General features: G+C 70.2%; 23 protein-coding genes. 8 read left to right on the forward strand and 15 right to left on the reverse strand.

Features of this window, described 5'->3' with window-relative positions; all coding sequences use genetic code 11:
- Nucleotides 1-10 precede the first annotated feature (10 nt).
- The gene (locus HDA39_RS20445) at nt 11-802 is read left to right on the forward strand and encodes an enoyl-CoA hydratase/isomerase family protein (RefSeq protein WP_184797367.1); all 792 of its coding nucleotides are present in this window, start codon (nt 11-13) and stop codon (nt 800-802) included.
- Nucleotides 803-820: 18 nt separating this feature from the next.
- Here the strand turns inward: HDA39_RS20445 and HDA39_RS20450 are convergent, their stop codons facing one another.
- From HDA39_RS20450 to HDA39_RS20470, 5 genes are all read right to left on the reverse strand, one after another.
- Nucleotides 821-1381, reverse strand: a complete 561-nt coding sequence (locus tag HDA39_RS20450; protein WP_184797369.1) for a DNA-3-methyladenine glycosylase I — start codon at nt 1379-1381, stop codon at nt 821-823.
- Complete coding sequence (locus tag HDA39_RS20455; RefSeq protein ID WP_273482813.1) at nt 1378-3240, reverse strand: DivIVA domain-containing protein; 1863 nt, start codon at nt 3238-3240, stop codon at nt 1378-1380. Before HDA39_RS20455 ends, HDA39_RS20450 begins: the two co-directional genes overlap by 4 nt.
- 102 nt (nt 3241-3342) lie before the next feature.
- Nucleotides 3343-4200 (reverse strand): LOG family protein, encoded by an 858-nt coding sequence (locus tag HDA39_RS20460; RefSeq protein WP_184797373.1) that lies wholly within the window; start codon nt 4198-4200, stop codon nt 3343-3345.
- Nucleotides 4201-4253: 53 nt separating this feature from the next.
- Nucleotides 4254-5315, reverse strand: a complete 1062-nt coding sequence (gene dapE, locus HDA39_RS20465) for a succinyl-diaminopimelate desuccinylase (RefSeq protein WP_184797375.1) — start codon at nt 5313-5315, stop codon at nt 4254-4256.
- Complete coding sequence (locus HDA39_RS20470; RefSeq protein WP_184797377.1) at nt 5315-6013, reverse strand: VOC family protein; 699 nt, start codon at nt 6011-6013, stop codon at nt 5315-5317. The genes dapE and HDA39_RS20470 overlap by 1 nt, the downstream gene beginning before the upstream one ends.
- Nucleotides 6014-6148: 135 nt before the next feature.
- On the opposite strand from HDA39_RS20470, the gene HDA39_RS20475 reads away from it, so the two are divergent.
- Nucleotides 6149-6808 (forward strand): maleylpyruvate isomerase family mycothiol-dependent enzyme, encoded by a 660-nt coding sequence (locus tag HDA39_RS20475; RefSeq protein WP_184797379.1) that lies wholly within the window; start codon nt 6149-6151, stop codon nt 6806-6808.
- On the opposite strand, the gene HDA39_RS20480 is transcribed toward HDA39_RS20475, so the two are convergent.
- Genes HDA39_RS20480 through HDA39_RS20495 form a run of 4 tightly spaced genes read right to left on the reverse strand, consistent with a single transcriptional unit; the run spans nt 6805 to nt 11994 of the window.
- Nucleotides 6805-8877: a DUF4185 domain-containing protein gene (locus HDA39_RS20480; protein ID WP_184797381.1), complete on the reverse strand. Its 2073-nt coding sequence runs from the start codon at nt 8875-8877 to the stop codon at nt 6805-6807. The genes HDA39_RS20475 and HDA39_RS20480 overlap by 4 nt on opposite strands.
- Nucleotides 8878-8886: 9 nt before the next feature.
- Nucleotides 8887-9684 carry an ABC transporter permease subunit gene (locus HDA39_RS20485; RefSeq protein WP_184797383.1) on the reverse strand — a complete coding sequence of 266 codons (798 nt, stop codon included), beginning with the start codon at nt 9682-9684 and terminating at the stop codon, nt 8887-8889.
- Nucleotides 9674-10630, reverse strand: a complete 957-nt coding sequence (locus HDA39_RS20490; protein WP_184797385.1) for a carbohydrate ABC transporter permease — start codon at nt 10628-10630, stop codon at nt 9674-9676. Before HDA39_RS20490 ends, HDA39_RS20485 begins: the two co-directional genes overlap by 11 nt.
- Entirely contained in the window at nt 10630-11994 is a 1365-nt protein-coding gene (locus tag HDA39_RS20495) for an ABC transporter substrate-binding protein (RefSeq protein WP_184797387.1), read from the reverse strand. Before HDA39_RS20495 ends, HDA39_RS20490 begins: the two co-directional genes overlap by 1 nt.
- Nucleotides 11995-12207: 213 nt before the next feature.
- Here HDA39_RS20495 and HDA39_RS20500 point away from each other — a divergent pair, with 213 nt between their 5' ends.
- The 3 genes from HDA39_RS20500 to HDA39_RS20510 are packed head-to-tail and all read left to right on the forward strand — an operon-like array spanning nt 12208 to nt 14959.
- Nucleotides 12208-12924 (forward strand): KpsF/GutQ family sugar-phosphate isomerase, encoded by a 717-nt coding sequence (locus HDA39_RS20500; RefSeq protein ID WP_202893071.1) that lies wholly within the window; start codon nt 12208-12210, stop codon nt 12922-12924.
- The gene (locus tag HDA39_RS20505) at nt 12921-13895 is read left to right on the forward strand and encodes a ribokinase (RefSeq protein ID WP_184797392.1); all 975 of its coding nucleotides are present in this window, start codon (nt 12921-12923) and stop codon (nt 13893-13895) included. Before HDA39_RS20500 ends, HDA39_RS20505 begins: the two co-directional genes overlap by 4 nt.
- A gap of 8 nt (nt 13896-13903) precedes the next feature.
- Nucleotides 13904-14959, forward strand: coding sequence for a LacI family DNA-binding transcriptional regulator (locus tag HDA39_RS20510; RefSeq protein ID WP_184797394.1), 1056 nt, complete (start codon nt 13904-13906; stop codon nt 14957-14959).
- 278 nt (nt 14960-15237) lie between these two features.
- Here HDA39_RS20510 and HDA39_RS20515 read toward each other — a convergent pair whose 3' ends face one another.
- The 4 genes from HDA39_RS20515 to HDA39_RS20530 are packed head-to-tail and all read right to left on the reverse strand — an operon-like array spanning nt 15238 to nt 18763.
- Complete coding sequence (locus HDA39_RS20515) at nt 15238-15705, reverse strand: hypothetical protein (RefSeq protein ID WP_184797395.1); 468 nt, start codon at nt 15703-15705, stop codon at nt 15238-15240.
- Between the two features lie 9 nt (nt 15706-15714).
- A complete protein-coding gene (locus tag HDA39_RS20520) occupies nt 15715-16959 on the reverse strand; it encodes an MFS transporter (protein ID WP_238356107.1) in 1245 nt (414 codons plus the stop codon).
- Nucleotides 16960-17006: 47 nt separating this feature from the next.
- A complete protein-coding gene (locus tag HDA39_RS20525; RefSeq protein ID WP_184797399.1) occupies nt 17007-17900 on the reverse strand; it encodes a Rossmann-fold NAD(P)-binding domain-containing protein in 894 nt (297 codons plus the stop codon).
- On the reverse strand, nt 17897-18763 hold the full coding sequence (locus tag HDA39_RS20530; protein ID WP_337925819.1) for a phosphotransferase family protein: 867 nt from the start codon (nt 18761-18763) through the stop codon (nt 17897-17899). Before HDA39_RS20530 ends, HDA39_RS20525 begins: the two co-directional genes overlap by 4 nt.
- Nucleotides 18764-18850: 87 nt before the next feature.
- On the opposite strand from HDA39_RS20530, the gene dapD reads away from it, so the two are divergent.
- Both dapD and HDA39_RS20540 read left to right on the forward strand, forming a co-directional pair.
- Nucleotides 18851-19789 (forward strand): 2,3,4,5-tetrahydropyridine-2,6-dicarboxylate N-succinyltransferase, encoded by a 939-nt coding sequence (gene dapD / locus HDA39_RS20535; RefSeq protein ID WP_184797401.1) that lies wholly within the window; start codon nt 18851-18853, stop codon nt 19787-19789.
- 127 nt (nt 19790-19916) lie between these two features.
- Complete coding sequence (locus HDA39_RS20540; protein WP_184797403.1) at nt 19917-20894, forward strand: VldE C-terminal domain-containing protein; 978 nt, start codon at nt 19917-19919, stop codon at nt 20892-20894.
- Nucleotides 20895-20956: 62 nt separating this feature from the next.
- On the opposite strand, the gene fdxA is transcribed toward HDA39_RS20540, so the two are convergent.
- Nucleotides 20957-21283, reverse strand: coding sequence for a ferredoxin (gene fdxA / locus HDA39_RS20545; RefSeq protein WP_184797405.1), 327 nt, complete (start codon nt 21281-21283; stop codon nt 20957-20959).
- 116 nt (nt 21284-21399) lie between these two features.
- On the opposite strand from fdxA, the gene HDA39_RS20550 reads away from it, so the two are divergent.
- Nucleotides 21400-22329, forward strand: coding sequence for a GNAT family N-acetyltransferase (locus HDA39_RS20550; protein ID WP_184797407.1), 930 nt, complete (start codon nt 21400-21402; stop codon nt 22327-22329).
- On the opposite strand, the gene HDA39_RS20555 is transcribed toward HDA39_RS20550, so the two are convergent.
- A complete protein-coding gene (locus tag HDA39_RS20555; protein ID WP_337925820.1) occupies nt 22311-23687 on the reverse strand; it encodes an MFS transporter in 1377 nt (458 codons plus the stop codon). The genes HDA39_RS20550 and HDA39_RS20555 overlap by 19 nt on opposite strands.
- Nucleotides 23688-23733: the final 46 nt, after the last annotated feature.

Raw genomic sequence — 23733 nt, forward strand, 5'->3', positions numbered from 1 at the left:
GCTCGCGACGATGAGTGACTCTGTGGTGTACGACGTGACCGAGGGCGTCGGCACGATCCGGCTGAACCGGCCGGACGCGATGAACTCGCTGGACACGGCGACGAAGATCGCGCTGCGCGATACCGTGAAGGCCGCGGCCGAGGACGAGGCCGTGCGATGCGTCGTACTGACGGGGACCGGCCGGGCGTTCTGCGTCGGGCAGGACCTGAAGGAGCACATCGGTCTGCTCGAGGCCAACGACATGGACGCGCTGTGGTCCACGGTGCCCGACCACTACGCGCCGATCGCGCTGGCGCTCGCCGAGATGCCGAAGCCCGTGATTGCGTCGCTGAACGGCGTCGCCGCCGGCGCGGGTGCGTCGATGGCGTTCGCCTGCGACTTCCGTGTCGTCGCCGACACCGCCGGCTTCAACTTCGCCTTCACCGGCATCGGTCTGTCCTGCGACACCGGCATCTCCTGGACGCTCCCCCGCCTGATCGGTCAGGCCAAGGCGACCGAACTGCTCTACTTCCCGCGCACGATCCCGGCTGCCGAGGCGCTGACACTGGGCCTGGCCACGTCCGTCGTACCGGCCGCCGACCTGGCCACCGCCACCGCGGATCTCGCTCGGAAGCTGGCCACCGGGCCCACCCAGGCCTACGCCGGTGTGCGCCAGTCCCTCGCCTACTCCGCCTCCCACACGCTCGCCGAGGCGTTGGCCTTCGAAGCCGGCAAGATGCAGTCCACCGGCAGCACCACCGACCACCGCAACGCGGTCGCGTCGTTCGTCGCCAAGCAGAAGCCGGTCTTCGAGGGCAAGTAGGTCGCTGTCCGGGGCAGGTCAGCGGGCGATGCAGTCGGCGAGGTGGTCGTTGACGATGCCGGTGGCCTGCATCAGCGCGTAGGCGGTGGTCGGGCCGACGAAGACGAAGCCTTTCTTCTTCAGCGCCTTGGCCATCGCGATCGACTCCGGGGTGGTCGCCGGTACGTCGGACAGCGTCTTCGGGACGGGCTGGTGATCGGGGCGGAAGGACCACAGGAACTCGGTGAACTCCCCCGGCTCCAGCTCCAGCAGGGCGCGGGCGTTGACGATCGCCGCATTGACCTTCAGGCGGTTGCGGACGATCCCGGCGTCGTCCATCAGCCGGGCCCGGTCGTCCTCGCCGTACGCCGCCACCACCTCCGGGTCGAACCCGGCGAACGCCCGCCGGAAGTTCTCCCGCTTCCGCAGGATCGTGATCCACGACAGCCCCGACTGGAACCCCTCGAGCGTCATCCGCTCGTACAGCCCCCGGTCGTCCCGGATCTCCTGCCCCCACTCGTCGTCGTGGTAGGCCACGTACTCCGGCGCCGACACCGCCCAGTCACACCGAGGCCGCCCGTCGGCCCCCAGCACACTCACAGCCCGGGACGCCGAACCACATCAGGCGCAGCACTGTGCCGGCCGCGAGGGGCGGCGTCGGAGGAGTCACCTGCGTCGCCGCTCTCGGCGGGCTGACCGGTGCTCGCGGTCCCGCCAGCCGCCGGTCCGCCTGCCCCGGATCCAGCGGTCCCAGGTCCAGCGGTCCCAGGTCCAGCGGTCCCAGGTCCAGCGGTCCCGGGTCTAGCGGTGGCGGGTCCAGCGGTCCCGGGCCCAGCCGTGGCGGGTCCAGCCGTGGCGGGTCCAGCCGTGGCGGGTCCAGCCGTGGCGGGTCCAGCGGTGGCGTCTTCGGCAGCTCCCAGGCCTGTCGCTCCTGCGTGCCCGCCAGACCCCGGTGCAGCGTCTGCGGATCCGGTGGTCGGTCGCCAGACGCCTTCGGTCTCGTCGGGTTCACCGGCGTCGTCCAGCGGCAACTGCTCGGCCTGCGGGGGCTCGGGTGGCGGCGTGCGCTGGAACCATGGCTCCGGCTCGGCCTGCGGTGCGGCAACGGGCTGCTGCGTCCCGAGCTGGTCCAACGTCGGCGAGTACTCATCGACCTGCCGGATCGGGTACGCCCCGACACCCCACCCCGGCGCTCCGGCCGGCTCCCCCGACGTCGAGTACGGGTCAGCCTGCGCAGCCACCGGAGCCTGGTGCGGGCCTGCCTGCGCAGGCCCATCGGCTGGGCGCACGTAGGGGTCCGCTTGTCCGGCGACCCGTGCGTCGGCCGGGCGCTCGGACGGCTCGGCCTGTACGTCGGCCGGGCGCTCGGATGGCTCGGCCTGTGCGGCGGCCGATGCATCGGCCGGTGGCTTGTACGGGTCCGCTTGGCCGGCGGCCGGTGTGGCGGCCGGGGGCTCGTACGGGTCCGCTTGTACTGCCGCCTGCGCGTCGGCCGGGGGCTCGTAGGGTGAGGCGCCCAGTGCATCGGCCGGCTGCGCAGGCGGGGTCGGCTGTGCGGAGGCCGGCGTGTTCGCCGGGGCGGCGTACGGGACGGCCTGCGTCGGGTCGGCTGCGGGGTCGGCGTACGGGTCGGCCTGCTGGCCGGTGGGAGCTGCGTACGGACCGGCGTACCGGTTGTCCTCCGGCTGCGCCGGCAGGGCTGGGTCAGGTGGGAGGACCGGCTCGGGCTCCGGGAGCGTGGGCTCCGGCTCGGGCGGGCGTACCGGCTCCGGCGTAGGCGGAAGGACCGGCTCCGGCGGCAGCTCCGGCTCGGGCTGTGGCGGCAGCGTGTCCGTTGGGTAGCCCAGGCCGGCTTGAGGCTGGGCGTCCGTCGGTGTCGGCTCGGCGGCCGACGTCCGTGCCTCGATGGCGGCCAGCCGGGCGTCAAGAATGGTCTGCTGCTCGGTGGCAGCCGGCGGCTGCACTACGGGGGCGGCCTGCTGATCGGCAACCGGCTGCGGAGCGGCGACGGCCTCCGGGTGAGCAGCAGCCTGCTCATCAGCGGCAGCTTGCTGGTCCGCGGCGGCCGACGGGAAGTCACCGCCGACGAGGATCGGCTTCTGGTAGCCCGTGTCGTCGAAGTCCGTCGGGTCGTAGTCGGCGCGGGAGGCGAAGCCGGCGCCTTCGGGGCCGTGCAGGATGGGGGTGACGGCGCGTTCGAGGTCGGCGATGCGGCGGTCGCGTTCGGCGACCTCGCGGCCGAGGCGTTCGAGCAGGCCGTCGACCTCGTCCATCCGGTAGCCGCGCAACGCGACCCCGAACCGCGTCGTCGCGATGTCGTCGGACGACAGCACTTGGCGAGCGGGTACGGACACGTCCGGCCGGTCGTCGTAGGCGGGGCTCATCCCGCCCCAGCGCCCGGAGGCGACAACGGCGACAGCCCCGATCAGTACGACGACAACCAGCCCGAAGAACCACATCACGGGACCGATCGTGCCACGCCGGGGTGTACCGGCGCACAATCCCCGCGGGTTTCCGCCACCGAGACGCCGGTCACCTGCGCACGCGAAGCACCCCGGGCGTCAGCTGCCGTCCGAGCCCAGGCGGTGCTGCTCTCGCCGTTCGCGGGCCTCCGGGTTGTCGGTGACGTCCGCGGCCGCGGCAGCCGCCGCTTCCTCCGCCGCGGCATCCGCCATCTCCCCGGCCTTGACGATGTAGCTGATCGCCTCGTCCACGTCGTCGGTGATCGTGAACATGTCCAGGTCCGCGGCGGAGATCTTGCCATCGGCAAGCATGGTGTCCCGGAGCCAGTCGGCCAGACCACCCCAGTACGACGTACCGAACAGCACCACCGGGAACGACGTCACCTTGCGCGTCTGCGCCAGCGTGAGCGCCTCGAACAGCTCATCCAAAGTCCCGAAACCACCGGGCATCACGACGAACCCCTGCGCGTACTTCACGAACATCGTCTTGCGGGTGAAGAAGTACCGGAAGTTCATCCCGATGTCGACCCACTCGTTCAGGCCGTTCTCGAAGGGCAGTTCGATGCCGAGACCGACCGACACCCCGCCGGCCTCGGACGCACCCTTGTTCGCGGCCTCCATCACGCCCGGCCCGCCACCGGTGATCACCGCGTACCCGGCGCCGACCAGCTTGCGCCCGAACGACTCCGCGGCGGCGTACATCGGGTCGTCGGGCTTGGTCCGCGCCGACCCGAACACGCTGATCGCCGCACCGAGCTCGGCGAGCATGCCGAAGCCCTCGATGAACTCCGACTGGATCCGCAGCACCCGCCACGGGTCGGTGTGCACCCAGTCCGACGGGCCGCGGCTGTCCAGCAGCCGTTGCTCCGAGGTGGACTGCTGCACCTGGTTGCGCCGCATGACCACCGGCCCCCGCTGCTGGGACTGGGGGCGGTCTGGGTGAAGGGAATCTGCCATGCCCCCAGATTAGTGCGGCGCACCGCCAGGGACCGGGGACTCGCCCCCAGGACTCAGGCTGTCAACCAGCTCCTCAGCCGCTGTTCACACTGCTCGATCTCCGCCTCCGGCACGTACTCCTCCTGCTTGTGCGCGAGCAGCGGGTCGCCCGGCCCGTAGTTCACCGCCGGTACGCCGAGCAGCGTGAACCGCGCGACATCCGTCCACCCGAACTTCGGCTGCGGTTCCCCGCCCACGACCTCCAGGAACGCGGCCGCCGCCGGCCGCTGCAACCCCGGCAGCCCACCCGGCGCGGAATCGGTCACCACCACGTCGTACCCGTCGAAGACCTCGCGCAGGTGCGCCTCGGCCTCGGCCTCGGACCGGCTCGGCGCGAAGCGGTAGTTGACCGTCACCGTGCACAGATCCGGTACGACGTTGCCCGCGACGCCGCCGCTGATCCCGACCGCGTTCAGCCCCTCGCGGTACTCCAGCCCGTCGATCGGCACCCGCCGCGGCTCGTACGCCGCCAGTCGCGCGAGCACCTCTCCCGCCGCGTGGATCGCGTTGACGCCCATCCACGACCGCGCCGAGTGGGCCCGCTCACCACGGGTGGTGATCTCGATCCGCATCGTGCCCTGGCAACCGGCCTCGACCACCGCGTTCGACGGCTCCATCACCACCGCGAAGACGCCTTCGAGCAGCTCGGGGTTGGACTGCGAGAGCTTGAACAGCCCGTTGCGCTCGGACTCGATCTCCTCGCAGTCGTAGAACACGTAGGTGACGTCGCGGTTCGGCTCGGCCAGCGTGGCAGCGAGCCGGAGCCCGACGGCGACCCCGCCCTTCATGTCGCAGGCGCCGAGCCCGTGGATCAGCCCGTCCGCGCGCCGGGACGGGAGGTTGTCGTTCAGCGGGACGGTGTCCAGGTGCCCGGCGATGACGATCCGCTCGGCGCGGCCCAGGTCGGTCCGTGCGACGACCGTGTTCCCGTGCCGGAACACCTTCAAGTGCCCGTACGCCGACAGCGCGGCCTCGACCGCGTCCGCGATCTCCTCCTCGGTCCCGCTCACCGACGAGACGTCGACCAGCGCGGCCGTCAGATCGGGTCCGGAGTGGGTCAGGTCGAACTTCGCCATCAAACGTCCTCGGGTTTCGGCAGGAACACGCAGAACTCGTTGCCCTCCGGATCGGCGCAGACCGACCAGTCGATCGCGTCGTCCTGGGGCCGCAGCAGTGTCGCACCCGCGGCCAGCACCGCGTCGAGGGTGCCGGCGTCCACGTCCCAGTGGATCCGGTTCTTCACCGTCTTCGGCTCGGGCACCGCGATGAACACGAAGTAGTCGAACGGCGTACCGGGCACGTTCTCGATCCAGCTGTACGGCTTGCCCTCGCCGGCGTTGAAGTCGCCGCCGAGCACACCGTGCCACCAGCGCGCCTGCGCCTCCGGGTCGACCGAGTCGACGACCACCTCCATCAACCGGTACGCCGGAACGCTGTCCCGCGGGAACCCGCAGAACTCCCCACCCTCCGGGTCCTCCATCACCGCCCAGCTCTGCTCGGCGCTGATCGGCGACTGCACGGTCGCGCCGAGCGTCTCCAGGTCCGCGATCGCGGAGGTGTGCACGTCCAGGTGCACCCGCTGCTTCACGGTCCGCGGCTCGGCCACCTTGTTGATCCAGACCGTCTGCCCCGGCAGGTCGCCACGCAGCGGCACCGGTCCGTCCGCCGCGGCGTCCGCCGATGACGACAGCCCGAGCACCGTCTCCCAGAACTCGGTCATCGGGCCGACGGAACTCACGTCGACACATAGGTCCTTGAACCGCGCAACACTCATTCCCCAAGGCTAGAGGGGTCCGCCGACTGTTTGCGACAGCCCGGTTGACGCCCAGCAGCCCCGGCAGCCGACGGCACCGACGAGACCTCGTCTAGGGTTCTGACGTCAGGTCTGGTGACTGCCGTGAGGAGCGACATGCTGAAGCCCGAGGTCCCGGCCGCCGTGCGGCGGTTGAACGTGCTGCTCACCGAGGTCGACGAGGACAACGCTCGCGAGCCGTCGGCGCTGCCGGGGTGGTCGCGCGCGCACCTGCTCGCCCACATCGGGAACTTCGGCGACGCGATGACGCGGCAGGTGACCGAGGCTCTCGAAGGCCGGCAGGCCGACATGTACGACGGCGGCCCGCCGGCCCGGAACGCGGCGATCGAGAGTGACGCGGCGAAGCCCGTCGACGAGCTGACCGGGCACATCACCGAAGCGCTGGGCAACCTGGTCACGGCGTGGGAACGCGTCGACGACTGGTCGCGCCCGATCCGCCACCGCAACGGCACGCTGGCCGACACGGTCCTCAACGCGTGGCGCGAGGTCGACGTCCACGCCGCGGACCTCGACCTGAGCTACACCACCGACGACTGGTCGCAGGACTTCTGCATGCACCTGCTCGCGTTCCTCCGCCCGCGCGTCCCCGAGGGCACCCGCCTCGTCCTGCAGGCGCCCGGCGTCCGCTGGGCCCACGGCGAGGGCGACCGCCTGGTGATCGAGGGCAAGCTCACCGACCTGACCGCCTGGATGGCCGGACGACAGCCCCGGGGACCCCTCACCGGAGATCTCCCAGAGCTGTCCCCCTGGCCCTAACTGACGGTGAAGTCGTCCACCTGGATGAAGGTGTCGGTCCCCGGCGCCTCGAACCCGGCGTACACGGTCACCTCGTGCACTCCGGCCGGCACCTTCACCGTCACCTCGTGGTGCACGTACCCGGTCGAGGCCCCGAACGTCTTCTCACCGAGCACCGTGGACCCGCCGGCCCCTAGCCGGACGCCGAAGCGGCCTTGCCCGGCCGGCAGTGCCTCCGACGCGTTGATCCACGACCCGAAGGTGTAGGTGGACCCGGGCTGCACCGGCACCTTCTGCGTCAGCGCGCTGAGCCCCGTCCCGGACGTCCGGATCCACCCGTTGTTCGCGCCGGAGTGCGCGAACCCGAGCCCGCGGTCCACCCCGTTCGCCGCCGATCCCTCGAACAGCCACGCGGGCTTGCCGCCGCCGGTCCCTTCGAAGCCCCCGTCAGCCACCTGTACGGCGTACCGCACGGCAACCTCGGCGACCGACGTGTAGCTCCGCGTCCCGCCCGGCAGCCCGATCACGCGCACCCCGTCGGTCTCGACCGCCGGGAACGTCACCGTGTAGGTCTTGTTCGCGCCGGCCGAAACATCCCCCGGGTACGCCGGGCTGACGGTCTGCGCGCCGACCTCGACCCAGGCGCCGTCCTTCTTCACCTGCACCCGGGGCCGCCCGGTGAAGAACCCGCCCTCGGCCGACACCGCGCCCGACGTGAACTCGACCCGGTTCACCTTGTGCTTCGAGGGCCAGGTGTAACCCCACCACGAGGCGCCCTTGACCTCGTCGTCGAAGTCGTTCTCACTCCCGGTCAGCACGCCGTCGTTGAGCAGGGCGAGCTTCCCGGACTGCGACGACTTGGAAACGGCGACCGCGCCAGTGCTGGGCGCGGCCAGGTTCGCGGCACCGGGGACATCCACAGCAGGGCCTGGAGCCGACGGCGTCAGCACCAGCTTGCGCAGGTTGAAGTTGTAGACCGACGTCCCGATCCCGCCGCCACCGCACGGGCAGACGTTGGCCTGCAGGTACATCGTCTTCCCGTCCGGCTGGACGAACTTCGAGGGAATCGTCACGCCGTACCCGCCGTACTTGGACGTCGACCACGGGTACCCGCCGAAGTCCTTCGACAGGAAGTGCTTCCACGGTCCCCACGGCGTCGGCGACTCGTAGAACTCGAAGGTGTACTCGGTCCACGAGGTGTAGACGTAGCGCTTCTGCTGCGGCAGGTACGTCGTACCGCCCTGGCTGATCACCGACAGGTTGCTCGCGTTGGTCCCGTAGGTCTGCGCGTACAGCCGCCGTTGGTCGGTCAGCACCGGCCGCCGGTCGGCGAGCTTCCGTGACCACTCCGGCTTCCCCCGGTCGTTGCTGCCGGCAAAGAACTCCCAGGCCTTCCGGTCCTGCACCTTCTTCTTCGGTACGCGGGCCAGGAACACGCTCTGCGGGTCCTCGACCGTGTCGTCGAAGGAGTCCCGCCAGTTCCCGTCCAGCCCGTACGCGTACACGTACCCGTCCGGTGCCGCCGCTCCGCCCTTGCCGAAGTCCGCGAACCAGATCGTCGTGAACACGTGGTCGCCGAACATCGGTTTGCGCTGGTCCCAGGTCCACGTCCGTCCGTGGTCCACCGACTTGAGGATCGTCGCGGCCGGTACGTCGTTGAAGTCGAGCGCGAGATCCTGCACCGCCAGGTACATCGTGTCGCCGACGCAGACCATGCCGGTCGGCTTCCGGTTGTACCCCGGACCGCTCCAGATCGGACCGACCTGGTCGCCGCGGGCGACGGTCGCGCCCGTCAACGAGCCCGGCTGCCCCTTGATCTCGCTGACCGCGATGTCGGAGAACTCCGCGTCCAGGCTGAAGCCCTTGCCGTCGCCGTTCGCGGAGTACAGGTCCCCGTTCCCGGCCCAGCACGACGGCCACAGGTCGCCGTCACTCTTGCTGGCCTGCCCGGTCGTCTCCACCGACGCCGTACCGACGTAGGTGCTGGCACCACCTCCGGCAGCAGGGGAAGCACTGTCCCCGGACGAGGTCAGGACGGCGACCGACCCGAAGGCCAGTGGCAGGACGGCAAGCAACGCTCCACGCTTCACGACGGACTCCTACTTCAGGCCGGTGGTCTTCATCGCGTCGACCAGGCGTTTCTGGCCGGCGACGAAGACGACGACGGTCGGGATCGCCGCGATCACGGCGGCGGCGAGGATCAGGTTCCACGCCGAGGCGTACTGACCTTGCAGACCGGAGATGCCCAGCTGGACCACGCGCAGGTCCGGGTTGCGGGTGATGGTCAGCGGCCAGAGGAACGCGTTCCAGTTGGCCAGGAAGAACAGCACCGACAGCGAGGCCAGGACCGGACGGCTCAGCGGCAGGATGACGCTCCAGTACCGGCGCCAGTAGCCGCAGCCGTCCAGGTCGGCGGCCTCCTCCAGCTCGCGCGGGATGTTCAGGTAGTACTGGCGCAGCAGGAAGATGCCGAAGGCATGGAAGATGCTCGGCACAATCAGCCCGGCGTAGCTGTCCAGCAGGCCGAACTGCTTGGCGACCAGGAACAGCGGGACCAGGATCACCGGCAGCGACACCAGCAGCGTCGACATGATGCCCGAGAAGATGATCGCGCGGCCGGGGAACCGCAGCCGGGCCAGCGCGTAGGCCGCCATCGAGTGGAAGAACAGCGCGATCACCGTGACCGCGACCGACACGATCGCGGAGTTCAGCAGGAACCTGGGCAGCGGGAACTTCAGCAGCACGTACTGCAGGTTGTCCAGCGTCCAGGTCGACGGCCAGCCGAACGAGAACACGTCCTCGGCCGGCTTGATCACGCTCAGCAGCACCCACAGCAACGGCGCGACAGCGATCAGCGCCAGCACGTGCGCCAGGATCGGGAAGAATCTAGTCCTCACTGAAACGGCCTCCCTTCGTGAAGGCGAACATCAGGCCGGTGCAGAGCACGAGGATCCCCACCACGACGGTGGTCAGCGCGGCGGCGTACCCGATGTTGTTGAAGGTGAAGGCCTGCTCGTAGATGTAGAGCACGACCGTGCTGGTGGCCCTGGCCGGGCCGCCCTTGGTCAGCACGAAGACCAGGTCGAAGGCCTGCAGGCCGGTGACGGCGCCGATCGTCGAGTTGACCACGACGAAGAAGCTGGTCGGGCGCATCAACGGCCAGATCACGAACCGGAACCGCTGCCAGGCCGAGGCGCCGTCGATCTGCGCCGCGTCCTCGAGCTCCTTCGGCACGTCCTTCAGCCCGGCCAGCAGGACCAGCATCTGGTAGCCCATCACGAACCAGACACTGATCACCACATAGGTGCCCAGGGCAAGCGATGGCGTCCCGAGGAACGACACGTCGCCGAGCCCGAACGGCGCCAGCAGCTTGGAGACCGCACCGCGCTTGTCGACCAGCAGGAACTGCCAGATCAGACCGACCACGACCAGGCTGACCACGTGCGGCAGGAAGAACGCCGACCGGACCCAGCCGATGCCGCGGAAGTGGTTGCGGACCAGCATCGCCAGCCCGAAGCTGATCACGAACGCGATCGGCACGAAGCTGACCACGTAGATCGCGGTGATCTTCAGCGACGCCCAGAGCTGGTCGTCGCTGCCCATCAGCTTGTAGTTGGCCAGACCGACGTACTGGTAGTTGCCGAAGCCGTCGACCTTGAAGAACGCGACGCCGAGGGCGAGCACCATCGGGACGGCGACGAAGGCGAGCAGGCCGAGCAGGTCCGGCGCGAGGAAGGCGTACGCCGCCAGGGCCTCGCGCCGCTTGCGCGTCATACCGGCCTTGGGCGTGGCCGCCGTACGGCGGACCGACGGCTTGGACGGGGGCGCTGTCGTCGTGGTCATCAGCTGATGGGCGCGCCCTGGTAGGTCTTCAGGAAGGTGTCGATCCGCTCCGCCGCGTCAGCCGCCGCCTTGCCCGGGTCGGACCCGTTCAGCTGGCAGGCCTGGATCGCGTCGGCGATCGGCTGGTACACCTCCGGTGGGAACCGCGGCTCGGGCTGCCCGGTCGGCGCGATCTCGTCGACGAACTTCTTCAGCACACCCTGCTCGAAGGCGCCCTTGGCGTCCGCGGCCGCCTGGACCGACTTGCGCGGCGGCACGTTGGTCTTCACCACGGTGTTCCACTGCCGCTGCCGCTCGACCCCTTCGGCGTCGGTCGAACCGAGCGCCCAGGCGATGAACTTGGCCGCGGCCTCGGGGTTCTTGCCCTTGGAGTTGGCCACGAACGCCCAGCCGCCGAGGTCGGTGGCCGGCTTGCCGCCGTCCGGCGTCGGCAGCGGGATGATGCCGTACTTGAACTTGGCGGCCTTGCCCTTCATGTCGGCGACCGCCCAGATCCCGCTCTGCTGCAGCGCGACCGCGCCGGAGCCGAGGTTGGACACCACGTCGCCGCCGCCGTCGCCGAGCGCCTTGCGGGGCGCGACCTTGGCCTGGATGGTGTCCTTCCAGAACTTCAGCGCCTGGACGGCGGCCGGCGAGTCGAACGCGACCTTGCCGTCCTTGATCGGCGTCCCGTCGCCCTGCCAGAGGAACGGGTACCAGGTGAAGTTCTGGTAGTAGCCGGGCAGCGTCTCGAACATCACGCCGTACCGGTCCTTGCCGGTCAGCTTCTCGGCGACCGCCAGCGTCTGGTCCCAGGTCTTCGGCAGGTCAGCCTCGGACAGACCGGCCTTGGTGAAGGCGGCCTCGCTGTAGTACATCGCCAGCGGCTCGATCTCCATCGGCAGGCCGTACACCTTGCCGTCGACCGACCGGGCCTCCAGCAGGCCGGGCAGGTAGTCGCTCTTCGCCTCGGCCGGCAGCGCGGACGACAGGTCCTGCAGGACACCGCCGTTGTAGTAGCGCAGGAAGTCGCCGGGGCTGATCAGGAAGATGTCCGGGCCCTCGCCGGACTGGAAGGCGGTCTGCAGCGTGGTCCCGTTCAGGTAGTCCTTGCCCGGGATGTAGCGCAGCTTGACCTTGACGTCGTTGTTGGCGTTCCACTTCTCGGCCACGTCGACGAACCACTTGCTCTGCGGGCCGCCGTCGTCGGAGGGACCGTAGAAGTTCCAGAACGACATCTCCTTGCCGTCGCCACCGCTGCCGCCGTCACCTCCGCACGCGGTCAGCAGGGGGCCGCCGACACCGGCGGCGGCCAGGGCGCCGAGACCACCGCGCAGGACGGAACGCCGGCTGACCGGCCTGTGCAGGTTGGGGGTTGCGGACATCAGGGCTCCAGGGGGTCGCGCTCCGGAACGGGCAATCGATTTCTCGCAATCTACGAGCGGACGCCGGAACGGTCAAGAGGGTGACCGCGACGACTTTGACCGGACATGGCGGTTGGCCTTGTTTTGAACAGGATGCAGACGTTGACACCGCCGCGACCCGCTGCCTACGCTTCGGAAATCGATTTCTGACACAGACCGGAAAGCGGGTCGAGGATGCCAGTAGTGCCGAACCGTGCGGATCGCCCCACCGCCGCACGGCAGCAGCTCGCCGACGCCGATCACCCGGCGGCCGACGGAGTCGCGGCGGACGAGCTCCCGCGGGACCTGGTCACCCGTGGACTGGCGGCGGCGCGGACGGCGATCGAGACCGAGGCCGCGGCCGTCTCCGCCCTGGCGGACCGGCTGGACGGCGTCTTCCTCGACGTGCTGACCGCGGTGGCTGCTTGCGAAGGGCATCTGGTCGTCACCGGCCTGGGCAAGTCCGGCCTGGTCGGTCGCAAGATCGCCGCGACACTGGCCTCGACCGGGACCCCGGCGACCTTCATCCACGCCGGCGACGCCTTGCACGGCGACTCCGGCGCGGTCACCTCGCGCGATCTCGTGCTCGCCCTGTCGGCGTCGGGCGAGACGGTCGAGGTGTGCGCGTTCGCGCGGATGCTGGCCGAGCGGCAGATCCCGGTGATCGCGATGACCGGCGCCGAGGAGTCGACGCTCGCGCGGCTGGCGACGTACACGCTGGACACGATGGTCCTGCGCGAGGCCGACCCGCTGAACCTCGCGCCGACCGCGTCGACGACCGCCGCGCTGGTGATGGGCGACGCGCTCGCGTGCGCGCTCGTCGTCCTGCGGGAGTTCACCCACCACGACTTCGCGCGCTTCCATCCCTCGGGCGCGCTCGGCCGGCGGCTGCTCGACGGGGAGCAGGCATGAGCGGGTACGACGTGTGCGTGCTCGGGTCGTTCATGAAGGACCTGGTCGCGAGCGCCGAACGGCGGCCGCTGCCCGGTGAGACCTTGCACGGCACGGGGTTCGCGGAGTTCCTCGGCGGCAAGGGCGTGAACCAGGCGATCGGCGCGGCCCGGATGGGCGCCCGGACCGCGATCGTCGGGACGATCGGCGACGACCGGTACGGCGAGGAGTTCCTGGACCTGCTGAAGACCGACGGCGTCGACACCGACTGGGTGATCCGCCACCCGTCGCTCGGGACCGGGGTCGGGCTGCCGCTGGTGCTGCCCGACGGGAGCAACTCGATCATCATCGTGTCGCGCGCGAACGCGGCGATCACGCCGGACGACATCGAGGCGGCGGGCGACGTACTGACCGCCAGCCGGGTGCTGAGCGTCCAGCTCGAACTCCCGGTCGAGGCGAGCCGCGCTGCCCTCCGGCTCGCCTCGGCCGCGGGTGTCACCACGATCCTGACGCCGGCGCCGGTCGGTCCGGTCGATCCCTCGCTTGCGGCGTACGTAGACATCCTGGTGCCGAACGAGGTGGAGGCGGCGGCGCTGACCGGGCTGGACTGCGACGACGAGTCGCAGGTTCCGGTGATCGCGCGGAAGCTGGCCGACGAGTGGGACCTGCGCGGATGCGTGGTGACGCTGGGCTCGCGTGGGGCTTACGTGCTGGATCGATCGGCGGGGGTTGAGCTGCGAGTGGGGCCGCATCGGGTCGACACCGTGGACACGGTCGGGGCCGGGGACGCCTTCTGCGGATCGCTCGCGGCGTCGCTGGCCGAGGGAGCTTCGCTGGCGGACGCCGTACGGCTCGCGAATGCTGCCGGGGCGCTGTCCACGACCGTGAACGGGGCCGCCGCGTCGGCTCCTTCGCGGGCTTCGGCGGCCGCTCTGCTCGACTCGTCGGAAATCGATTCGTCGTCGTTCGCCGCCGCTCCACCCAACCCGTGAGACTCTAGATGCCGTCCAGACGGCACCTACGGGTTGAGCGGGGAGTGAGCATGACGACGATCTACGACGTCGCGCGTAGATCAGGGGTGTCCCCGGCCACCGTGTCGCGGGTGCTGAGCGGACGGCGCAACGTGGACCCGGAGCTGTCCGAGAAGGTCCGCGCGGCCGTCGCCGAGCTCGGGTACCGGCCGAACGGTGTCGCGCGGAACCTGCGCCGGGCCAGCACGAACCTGTGGGCCGTGGTGATCTCCGACATCGAGAACCCGTTCTTCACGTCGCTGGTGCGCGGGCTCGAGGACGTCGCACAGACCGAGGGGTACCACGTCGTCCTGTGCAACTCCGACGAGGACCCGGCGAAGGAAGCGGCGTACGCCGGTGCGGTGCTCACCGAGCAGATGGCCGGCGTGGTGATCTCGCCGACCTCCACCGCCGAGGGCGTGCAGCAGCTGGCCGACGCGAAGACCCCGATGGTGCTGATCGACCGCCGCGTCGAGGGCGTCGAGGCCGACACCGTCCTGGTCGACAACGAGCACGGCGCCGCGGAGGGCGTGAAGCACCTGATCGACGGCGGGTACTCACGCATCGCCTGCATCACGGGCCCGCGCCGCGTCAGTACGGCGATGGACCGCCTCGCCGGCTACCGCGCCGCGCTGCGCGCCGGCGGCATCCGGTACGACAAGGACCTGGTCCGCCACGCCGACTTCCGCGAGGCCGGCGGCTACGCCGCGATGGAAAGCCTGCTGGAGCTGCCCGAACCACCCGAGGCCCTCTTCGTCACCAACAACCTGATGACCGTCGGCGCCCTGGAGTGCCTGGCCAAGAAGGGCGTCCGGGCCCCCGACGACATCGCCGTCGTCGGCTTCGACGACATCCCCTGGGCCGACCTGGTCGTCCCCAGCCTCACCACGGTCGCCCAGCCGACGTACGAACTGGGCCGCACCGCCGGCCTGCTCCTCAAAGACCGAATCGCCGCCCCCGGCCGCCCGCCGTCCACCGTCACCCTCCGCACCGAACTCCACATCCGCGCGACGTCGGCCCCTAAGAACTCGCGGAAGAAGAACTGAGCAGCTGCTAATCTGGTGAGCACGAGGCCTTCGATGGCCGCGGAGAGAACGCCAGGTCTGCTGCCAGACCCCTCCGGTTGCCCGGTCGCGGCGCTCCGGACCATCGAAGGCCTCGTCTCTTGCTTTCACAGCCCGTCGACCGGCCACCACGGATAGGCCTCCATCGTTCGCGGCAAAGCCATCACCTTGAAGCCGTGCCCCCAGGTCTCTCCCTCGACCCGCCGCACCTGATGCCTGACCGCCAGCAGGTGGTGCTGCTCGAACCCGCCGAACTCGAGCTACTCCAACGTCTGCTGGTGTGGAAAGCCACGGACGTGCCCAAAGCTCGCGACCACGTCCCGTGCGCCACCGGGCCACTCGGCGGCGGTCAGCAGCATGCGCTCCACGACCAGGCCTGCGACGTAGTTGTAGAACAACACCTGATCGGTCTTGAGGCCGGCATGCGCTGGAACAGCTGCCTTCTCGACGACGACGTAATTCAGAACCACACCTGGTACGGCGGCCAGCCGTCCGGCGACGTACTGCCTGCGTGGGAAGCGCTTCACGTGCTCTGACCAGTGCAAAGGCTTGCCTGAAGGGACCGACAGCTGCGTCCGGCAGGTGCTGATCGCCGACCTCAGCGCCGGATCGTCCTCGTCGGCGATGACGACGGCAACCATGGCGAAGTAGCGGGACGCTTTCGCCGTCGTACCGCGGTCGCCGGTCTCGTCCACGTAGGCACGAACGAGCGGCCGCTGGAAGAACATCCCTGGACCTTACGAGTTGTCACCAGGGGCTGGGGCGCGACACGGAGTGCCTGTGGATATCTGCCCCGAGATGCCCTTGGTTGCCCTGCGGGGGTCGAACGTGGGGACCCATTTGGCGAGCCAGGTGGAGCCGGTGAGAGTCAGGGCTCCTAGGGTCAGGGAGGCGGCGGCCAGGGGGAAGACGAGGGTGATGGCGCCGATGAGGACCGGGCCGATGACGGAGCCGAACTCGGCGCAGAAGGTCCAGCCGGCCAGGAACTGGGCTCGGTGGCCGGGTGGGGCCGCGTCGGCTCCTAGGGTCTTGACGATGCCGGAGCCCAGGCCGTTGCCTACGGCCATCAGCACGCCTACGGCGAGGATGCTGGTGAAGGCGGTGGAGAGAGGAAGGGTGAGCATGCCGATTCCCAGGAGGACTGTGGCGGGGACTGCGATCCAGACGCGGCCGAGGCGGTCCATGATCAGACCGGCGGGGTAGAAGAGCAGCATCTCGATGCCGTTGGTGATGCCGAAGACGATCGAGGTGTCGGTCGCGGACAGGCCCAGATGCTCGCCCCACAAGGGGATCAGGCTGGTGCGGGCGGCGCGGGCGACGGCGATCACGAAGACGCCGGTGCCGAGGGTGAGGAACGTCCGGCGGTGCGCCCAGAGGACTTGCTTCAGGGAGAGGCGTTCGACCTGGAGGGGTTCGTGGGCGCCTTGGGGTTCGCCGGCGGTGACCAGGACGACGATCGCGCCGATCGAGCCCGCGACGCCGACAGCGTAGGCACCGGGCATGCCCCAGTAGTGGCCGGCCAGCGCACCGAGGAACGGGCCGACGAACAGACCGATGCGATTGACTCCGCCGAGGGTGGACAGCGCGCGGGCGCGGAGTTCGACGGGGACGACCTCGGTGACGTACGACTGGCGGGCCAGGCTGAAGACCGCTCCGGCGAGGCCGGCGACGAGGAGGCTGAGGCCGAGCAGCCACGGCGTACGGACGACCATCGCGGCGCACCACGCGACCGCGCTGACGACGGCTGCCACGAGGAGTGCGCGGCGTTCACCGATCCGTACGACGAGCGCGCCGGCCGGGAGCGAACCGGCGAACTGACCGATGCCGAGGACCCCGACGAGGAACGCGGCGAAGCCGACGGAGGCGCCCAGCTGGAGTGCCGACAGGGCCACGACGGGGAGTACGGCGCCTTGGCCGACGGCATTGAGCACCGTCGGGCCGAAGGCGGGCACCGCGATCCGCCAGAGGCTGAAGCCAGGCATCCTCTCCTCCATATCTCTCGACATCAAGATACATGAGGTGAAGAGGACTAGTGCGGCGGTGGTGGCGGGACGTTGCCTTCGCGGATCCAGCGCACGCAGTCCAAGGCGCTCGCCGCCGGCGGACGCACGCGCAGCCCGGCGGCCGTCGCGCGGGCGTTGTCGAGCTGGAAGGTGCCGTCGTTCGACCCGTCGTGCGGCAGGTGGAACCGATCGATCTCCGGCGCCCAGTCCACCGCCAGCTCAGCCGGTACGACGGACCGCCACGCCTCGGCCAGGTCCCGCATCGTCCACGTCTCGCTCACGGCGGTGAACGGGCCGGCGAGCCGCTGAGTCGTGACCAGCAGCAGGAAGTCGGCCAGGTCCCGCGCGTCCAGCCACTGGATCGGCTGGTCCGGCCGCGCCGCGCACTCGAGCGTGCTCATGGTCGCGATCGCCTGACCCCAGTTGCCGAAGTCGGGGTTGTACGGGCCGACCACGAAACCGGAGCGGATCGCGGCCGTGCGGTCGCCGTACAGGTCGGTCAGGATTGCCTCGGCCCGGACCTTCGACGGGCCGTAGAGGTCCACCGAGAAGACGTCCTCCGGCGCATCGGTTGGCCAGGGCAACAACTCCGCGTCCTCGCTCTGATGCGGCGTCCGCTGGTCGGCGTACACGCCGATCGTGGACATGAACGTGTAGTGCCCGACGCGATCGCGCAGGACCGCGGCACTGCGCAGGACGTCCCGGACGAGGAAGCCCGACATGTCGATCACGCCGTCCCACTCCCCCGCGGCCAGTACGCCGGGTGCCGCCCGCTCCCCCACGATCCGCTCGACCTCCGGGAACAGATCGGGATTGGTCTGTCCGCGGTTGAAGAGCGTGACCTCGTGGCCGTCGCGCAGTGCGGCCTCGACGACGTGGCGGCCGAGGTTCTTGGTGCCGCCGAGGACGAGCAGCTTCACAGCTGATCCAGCAATCCGTCGAGCTCCTCGAGCAGCGGGTCGATCCAGTCCTTCGACGACGGCACCGTGTGCACGCCTTCCTCGATCACCCAGGCCAGCGCGCGCAGCGTGAAGCCGCAACCGCCGATCAGGGTCTGCTGTTCGACCAGTGCGCGGTCGGCCTCGGCGGCCTCGCAGTACCGGCGGACCAGCAGGTCGCGATCGTGGCCGAGGGCAACGGCTTCGCGGGCGATCGTGTAGAGGTCGGGCAGTTGCGGTGCCAGGTAGGTCAACGGCCAGTCGACCGGTGTCCAGCGCCTGCCGTCGGTGACGAGGTTCTTGCCGACGTAGTCGCCGTGCACCACGGCCGGCCGCACCAGCCGGTGCAGCTCGTCGACCGCGGGGCGCAGCCGCGTCTCGGCCCGCTCGGCAAGAGAAGCGTGAGAGATTCCGGCAGCCAACTCCACCAGCCGGTCCGCATCGAACTCGCTCTCCCCCGCGACCTCCACCGATCGGATCTCCGCCAGCAGCTCGACAGCCGCGAGGAACCCGTCCAGGCTCGGCTCCTGCTCCAGCGTCACCCGGCCGACGTCCTCCATCACCAGCAGCACCGCACCGTCCAGCCGGACCAGCTCGATCAACTCCGGAGCCGGCAGCCGCAGCGGCCGTACATACCGCTCGTACGCCGTACCTTCGGTGCTCTGGGCGTCACTCCCCCGCTTGACGATCACGCTGCGCAGTCCGTACGACAGCCGCCACACCTCCGACGACCCCCAGTACCGCAGCCGGTCGCCGCTCACCTCGTCCCGCACGGGAGCGCCGGTCGCCTTCAGCACGGCCGGTTCGACGGCCTCGATCCACACCGGCAGCACGCCGTACACCACCTTCCGAGAGCAGCCAGTGAAGCACGCCCTGTCCGCACTGTGCCCACCAATTAGAACGCGCCCGCGCCGTCTGGCAGGCTTGCCCGCATGACTGAGACTGCCGCGCACGCCTGGGGCTTCGGCCTCGCCACCGTCACCGAGTCGGGCTCGGTGCTCGACGTCTGGTACCCGGCGCCCGAGCTGGGCACCGCGCCGGCGGACGTGAAGGCGCCGGCCGAGCTGATCGCTGCCGAGGGCAACGACGACCTGCGCAAGGTCCGCCGTGAGGTGGTCAAGGCCGAGATCGCGCTGGACGCCGCTCCCGACGGTACGGCGGACGCCTACCTGCGGTTGCACCTGCTGTCGCACCGTCTGGTCCGCCCGCACGGCGTCAACCTGGACGGCATCTTCGGCGCCCTGCCGAACAACGCCTGGACGTCGCACGGCCCGGTCCCGGTCGACCAGGTCGAGCAGGTCCGGCTGCGGGCGCGGGCCGCGGGCCTGCACCTGTCGGTGGCCAGCGTCGACAAGTTCCCCCGGATGACCGACTACGTCGTACCGTCCGGTGTCCGGATCGGCGACGCGGACCGGGTCCGCCTCGGCGCGCATCTGGCCGAGGGCACCACCGTGATGCACGAGGGCTTCGTGAACTTCAACGCCGGCACCCTCGGCACGTCGATGGTCGAGGGCCGGATCGTGGCCGGTGTGGTGGTCGACGACGGCAGCGACATCGGCGCCGGCGCGTCGATCATGGGCACGCTGTCCGGCGGCGGCAAGCAGGTCGTCTCGATCGGCAAGCGCTGCCTGCTCGGCGCGAACGGCGGGATCGGCATCTCGCTCGGTGACGACTGCGTGGTCGAGGCGGGGCTGTACGTGACGGCCGGTACGAAGGTGACGCTGCCGGACGGCGCCGTCGTCAAGGCGCGCGACCTGTCCGGCCGGCCGGGCCTGCTCTACCTGCGCAACTCGGTCACCGGTGCCGTCGAGGCGCGGCCGCGGCAGGGCGAGGGCATCACGCTCAACGAGGCCCTGCACGCGAACGCGTGATCATCCTTTGTGACGATTTTCCCCCGGTGGCGGCCGCCACCGCGAACCTGCCGGGGCCGCCACACGTCAACCACTTCGTGACCAACTATCCGGAACCCGGGCCCGCCCCCCGCACGTTGGGAGCGGTATGCCGGTGAATCGTGGAGTGATCGTCGCCGTCGGCGCGATCGGCGCGCTCGCGCTGGCCGTCGGCGGCGCGATCGCGTGGGTCGGCGGCCAGGGCATCGGGCCGCTGATCCCGCCCCGGGAGCAGTGCGAGGCGACCGTCAACGGGACCACCGTGACGCTCGACCTGGAGCAGGCCCAGTGGGCCGCGGTGATCAGCGGCGTCGCCGTACGGCGTGGACTGCCGCCGCGGGCGGCCACGATCGCGCTCGCGACGGCGTACCAGGAATCCGGCCTGCGCAACCTGGCGCACGGCGACCGGGACTCGCTCGGGCTGTTCCAGCAGCGGCCGTCGATGGGCTGGGGCACGGCCGCGCAGGTCCGGGACCCGCACTACGCGGCGTGGAAGTTCTACGACGCGCTGGTGAAGATCAAGGGCTACGAGAAGCTCGCGGTGACGGTCGCGGCCGACCGGGTCCAGCGCAGCGCCTTCCCCAACGCGTACGCCGACCACGAGGGCGACGCGCGGATCCTGGCCTCGGCGCTGACCGGGCAGACCAAGGGCGCGTTCAGCTGCACGCTGGACAACCCGTCCGGCGCGGTCGAGACGATCGGCGCGAACGGCCTGACGCCGCGGGCCGACGCGGTGCGGCAGGACCTGGCCAAGACGTTCGGCAAGCTGTCCACCGGCGGGTACGCCGAAGGCGGCGTCCGGTCGGGGCACATGGAGGGCTCGGCGCACTACGACGGCCGGGCGGTCGACATCTTCGTCAAGCCGATCTCGGCGGCGAACACGACCCGCGGCTGGGCGCTGGCGCAGTACCTGGTCGCCCAGGCGGACCGGCTGAAGATCAAGACCGTCATCTTCAGCGACAGGATCTGGACCGCGGGCGGCCGCTCGGACAGCGGCTGGCGCGACTACCAGGCGCCGGACCGGACCGGGAACCGCGACACCCTGCGGCATCTCGACCACGTGCACGTCGACGTAGTCGACCAATAGGACACAGCAAAACTGCGGTGCACCTGTGCCGGTGCACCGCAGTTCTTCAAGCTGGAACTAGCTCACTCGTCGTGCTCCTGCGGGGGGAGGGCGGCGATGAACGCGTGGTCCTTGTCGATCTTGCCGAGCTTCGACGCGCCACCGGGCGAGCCGAGGTCGTTGAAGAAGTCGACGTTCGCCGTGTAGTAGTCCTTCCACTGCTCCGGCGTGTCGTCCTCGTAGTAGATCGCCTCGACCGGGCAGACCGGCTCGCACGCTCCGCAGTCGACGCACTCGTCGGGGTGGATGTAGAGCATCCGGTTGCCCTCGTAGATGCAGTCGACCGGGCACTCCTCGACACACGCGAGGTCCTTGAGGTCAACACACGGCTGCGCGATGACGTAAGTCACTGGGTACTCCTCCTATGGCCGGCAAGCGCAGCGGTCGGGAAAATGCTGCGGTGCGGTAGTGCTCGGTTCTCTAGTATCACGGTAGTAGATGACCCACTCTGCCAGGAGTCCGCATCGTGTCAGGCCTCAGCACCCGTGATATCGGCCACCGTGTCGTGGTCCGCCACCGGCTGGACGGCGGTCAGGCGACCGACGTCATCGGGGTGCTGCAGTCGTACGACGAGCAGACCCTGGAGGTCCGTCACGCCGACAGTACGCCGTACCGGATCCACCAGACCGCCGTGGTGGCGGCCAAGCCGATCCCCCCGATGCCGCTGCGGCGGGTGGACGTGGAGCAGCTGTTCCTGACCACCGCGCTCGGCCGGCCGGCGGTCGAGACCCTGTACGTCGGCGAGTGGTTGCTGAGGGCGTCCGGCGGTTGGACCGGCCGGGGGAACTCGGTGCTCCCGGCTGGTGACCCCGGGTTGCCGTTCAGTGACGCGGCCAAGCAGGTGGAGGCGTTCTACCTGGAGCGGGCGCTGCCGCCGCTGGCGCTGGCGCGGATCGGCTACCCGGAGTTCGAGGAGTTCACCGGGCTGGGCTGGATCGACGCACGGCCGGCGAAATCCGACGCGCTGGTCCTGCACACGACGCTGGACCACGTGAACGGCGTACCGGCGTACGAGGTGCTGGTGGCGGGCCGGCCGGACGCGGAGTGGTACGAGGCCGCTTTCGACGACCAGGTGCCCGCCACAGCCCCGCCGGTGATGGAGGGCGCACCCAAGGCCGCCTTCGCCTCGGTGGAGCTCGACGGGCGCGTGGTGGCCGTCGCGCGGGGGTCGATGACGGGGCACTGGCTCGGAGTGGACGCGGTGCGGGTCGATCCGGCGTACCGGCGGCGTGGTCTGGCGACAGCACTCGTGCAGGGCCTGGCGCGCTGGGCCGGGCCTGCGGGCGGTCGCAGGACCTACCTGGAGGTCGAGGAGGAGAACGTGGGGGCCCTGACCATCTACACGGCTCTCGGGTACGTCGAGGCGTACCGCTACCGCTATCTGACCAGCCGATAGGACGCCAGCGCGCCGATCACGCTCAGAGCGGCGAACCCGGCCAGTACGACGCTGAGCGCGTGCTGCGGGTCCGTGCTCAGGCTGGAGTAGACCGCTCCGGCCAGGGCGACTCCGAAGGCACCGGAGAGCTGGGCGTTGGTGGCGACCACTCCGGACAGGTCGGCGGCGTACTGGGTGGGCATGCTCGAGGTGATGCCGCCGATCAGGGTGTTGGCGCTGATGCCCAGGCCGAGGCCGCCTACGCCGAGCAGGGCGAACAGGAGAGGGCCTGACGTGCCGCCTGCTTGCAGGTAGGTGAGGACGGCCAGGTAGCCCACGCCCAGGATCGAGCAGCCGAGTACGGGGAGCCAGAGGATGCCCTCGGGGAGTCTGGGGAGCAGTGGGCCGGCGATGCCGAAGGCGGCGACCCAGACGACCATGGCCAGGCCCGAGTACGCCGGACTCTTGCCGAGGCCTTGCTGGAGGTAGAGGGCCAGCACGAAGAGCAGGGCGAAGTACGAGCCGGTGGTGGCGCCGTGGGCGAGCAGGCCGGCTCGGACGCGGCGGTTGTGGAGGAGCTGGCGGGCGATCAGGGGACGGCCTCCGGATGCGGCTGCCCGGCGTTCGCCGTACTCGAAGAGGGCCAGGGCGGGGAGGCTGAGGGCCAGGCTGATCCAGGACCAGGTGGGCCAGCCGCGTTCGGAGCCGAGGAGGAGAGGGACGATCACCAGGAGGACCGTGGCGGACAGGGTGAGGACTCCCCTGGCGTCCAGGGGCTGTTTGGTGCCGCGGGTGGGGTCGAGGTGGCGGAGGCCCGCGATGGTGAGGGCGATGCCGATCGGGACGTTGACGAGGAAGATCGGGCGCCAGCTCGTGCCGAACAGGTCGGCGGAGATCAGGACGCCGCCGAGGACCTGACCGGCGACCGCGCCGCCGGACAGGGCGATCGAGAACCAGCCGAGGGCCTTGACGCGGTCGCGACCGGCGTACGAGAGCTGGATGCCGCTGAGGACCTGCGGGACCATCAGCGCGGCTCCAGCGCCCTGGAGGAAGCGGGCGACGGTGAGCGCGCGGATGTCGGGGGCGAGACCGCAGGCCAGGGAGGCGAGGGTGAACAGCTGCAGGCCCGCGAGGAAGACGCGGCGGTAGCCGATCGACGAGCCGAGGCGGGCGCCGGTGACGAGCAGCACCGCGAAGGCGACGACGTACGCCGAGACGACGAGCGCCGCCTGGCCTTCGGTGGCGTGGAGATCGGTCTGCAGGGCCGGGGCGGCGATGTTGGCGACGGCTGTGTCGACGTTGGCCATGAACTGGCCGGTCAGGAGGACGGCGAGCATGGCGCCGCGGCTGGGAGTGGTCGTCTGGCTGGTTGTCCGCACTGTCACGGGGGTGGAACGCGCGGAACGGTTGTCGTGTGAGGACGGC

This window comes from Kribbella italica, assembly GCF_014205135.1.
Lineage (GTDB): Bacteria > Actinomycetota > Actinomycetes > Propionibacteriales > Kribbellaceae > Kribbella > Kribbella italica.

Coding starts and splice junctions, on each gene's coding strand:
- HDA39_RS20490 (WP_184797385.1), bottom strand. CDS start 10,630: ATGACCACGACGACAGCGCCCCCGTCCAAGCCGTCGGTCCGCCGTACG.
- HDA39_RS20470 (WP_184797377.1), bottom strand. CDS start 6,013: ATGAGTGTTGCGCGGTTCAAGGACCTATGTGTCGACGTGAGTTCCGTC.
- HDA39_RS20455 (WP_273482813.1), bottom strand. CDS start 3,240: ATGTGGTTCTTCGGGCTGGTTGTCGTCGTACTGATCGGGGCTGTCGCC.
- HDA39_RS20540 (WP_184797403.1), top strand. CDS start 19,917: ATGCCGGTGAATCGTGGAGTGATCGTCGCCGTCGGCGCGATCGGCGCG.
- HDA39_RS20515 (WP_184797395.1), bottom strand. CDS start 15,705: ATGTTCTTCCAGCGGCCGCTCGTTCGTGCCTACGTGGACGAGACCGGC.
- HDA39_RS20460 (WP_184797373.1), bottom strand. CDS start 4,200: ATGGCAGATTCCCTTCACCCAGACCGCCCCCAGTCCCAGCAGCGGGGG.
- HDA39_RS20495 (WP_184797387.1), bottom strand. CDS start 11,994: ATGTCCGCAACCCCCAACCTGCACAGGCCGGTCAGCCGGCGTTCCGTC.
- HDA39_RS20445 (WP_184797367.1), top strand. CDS start 11: ATGAGTGACTCTGTGGTGTACGACGTGACCGAGGGCGTCGGCACGATC.
- HDA39_RS20510 (WP_184797394.1), top strand. CDS start 13,904: ATGCCGTCCAGACGGCACCTACGGGTTGAGCGGGGAGTGAGCATGACG.
- HDA39_RS20500 (WP_202893071.1), top strand. CDS start 12,208: ATGCCAGTAGTGCCGAACCGTGCGGATCGCCCCACCGCCGCACGGCAG.
- HDA39_RS20505 (WP_184797392.1), top strand. CDS start 12,921: ATGAGCGGGTACGACGTGTGCGTGCTCGGGTCGTTCATGAAGGACCTG.
- HDA39_RS20520 (WP_238356107.1), bottom strand. CDS start 16,959: ATGCCTGGCTTCAGCCTCTGGCGGATCGCGGTGCCCGCCTTCGGCCCG.
- dapD (WP_184797401.1), top strand. CDS start 18,851: ATGACTGAGACTGCCGCGCACGCCTGGGGCTTCGGCCTCGCCACCGTC.
- HDA39_RS20475 (WP_184797379.1), top strand. CDS start 6,149: ATGCTGAAGCCCGAGGTCCCGGCCGCCGTGCGGCGGTTGAACGTGCTG.
- dapE (WP_184797375.1), bottom strand. CDS start 5,315: ATGGCGAAGTTCGACCTGACCCACTCCGGACCCGATCTGACGGCCGCG.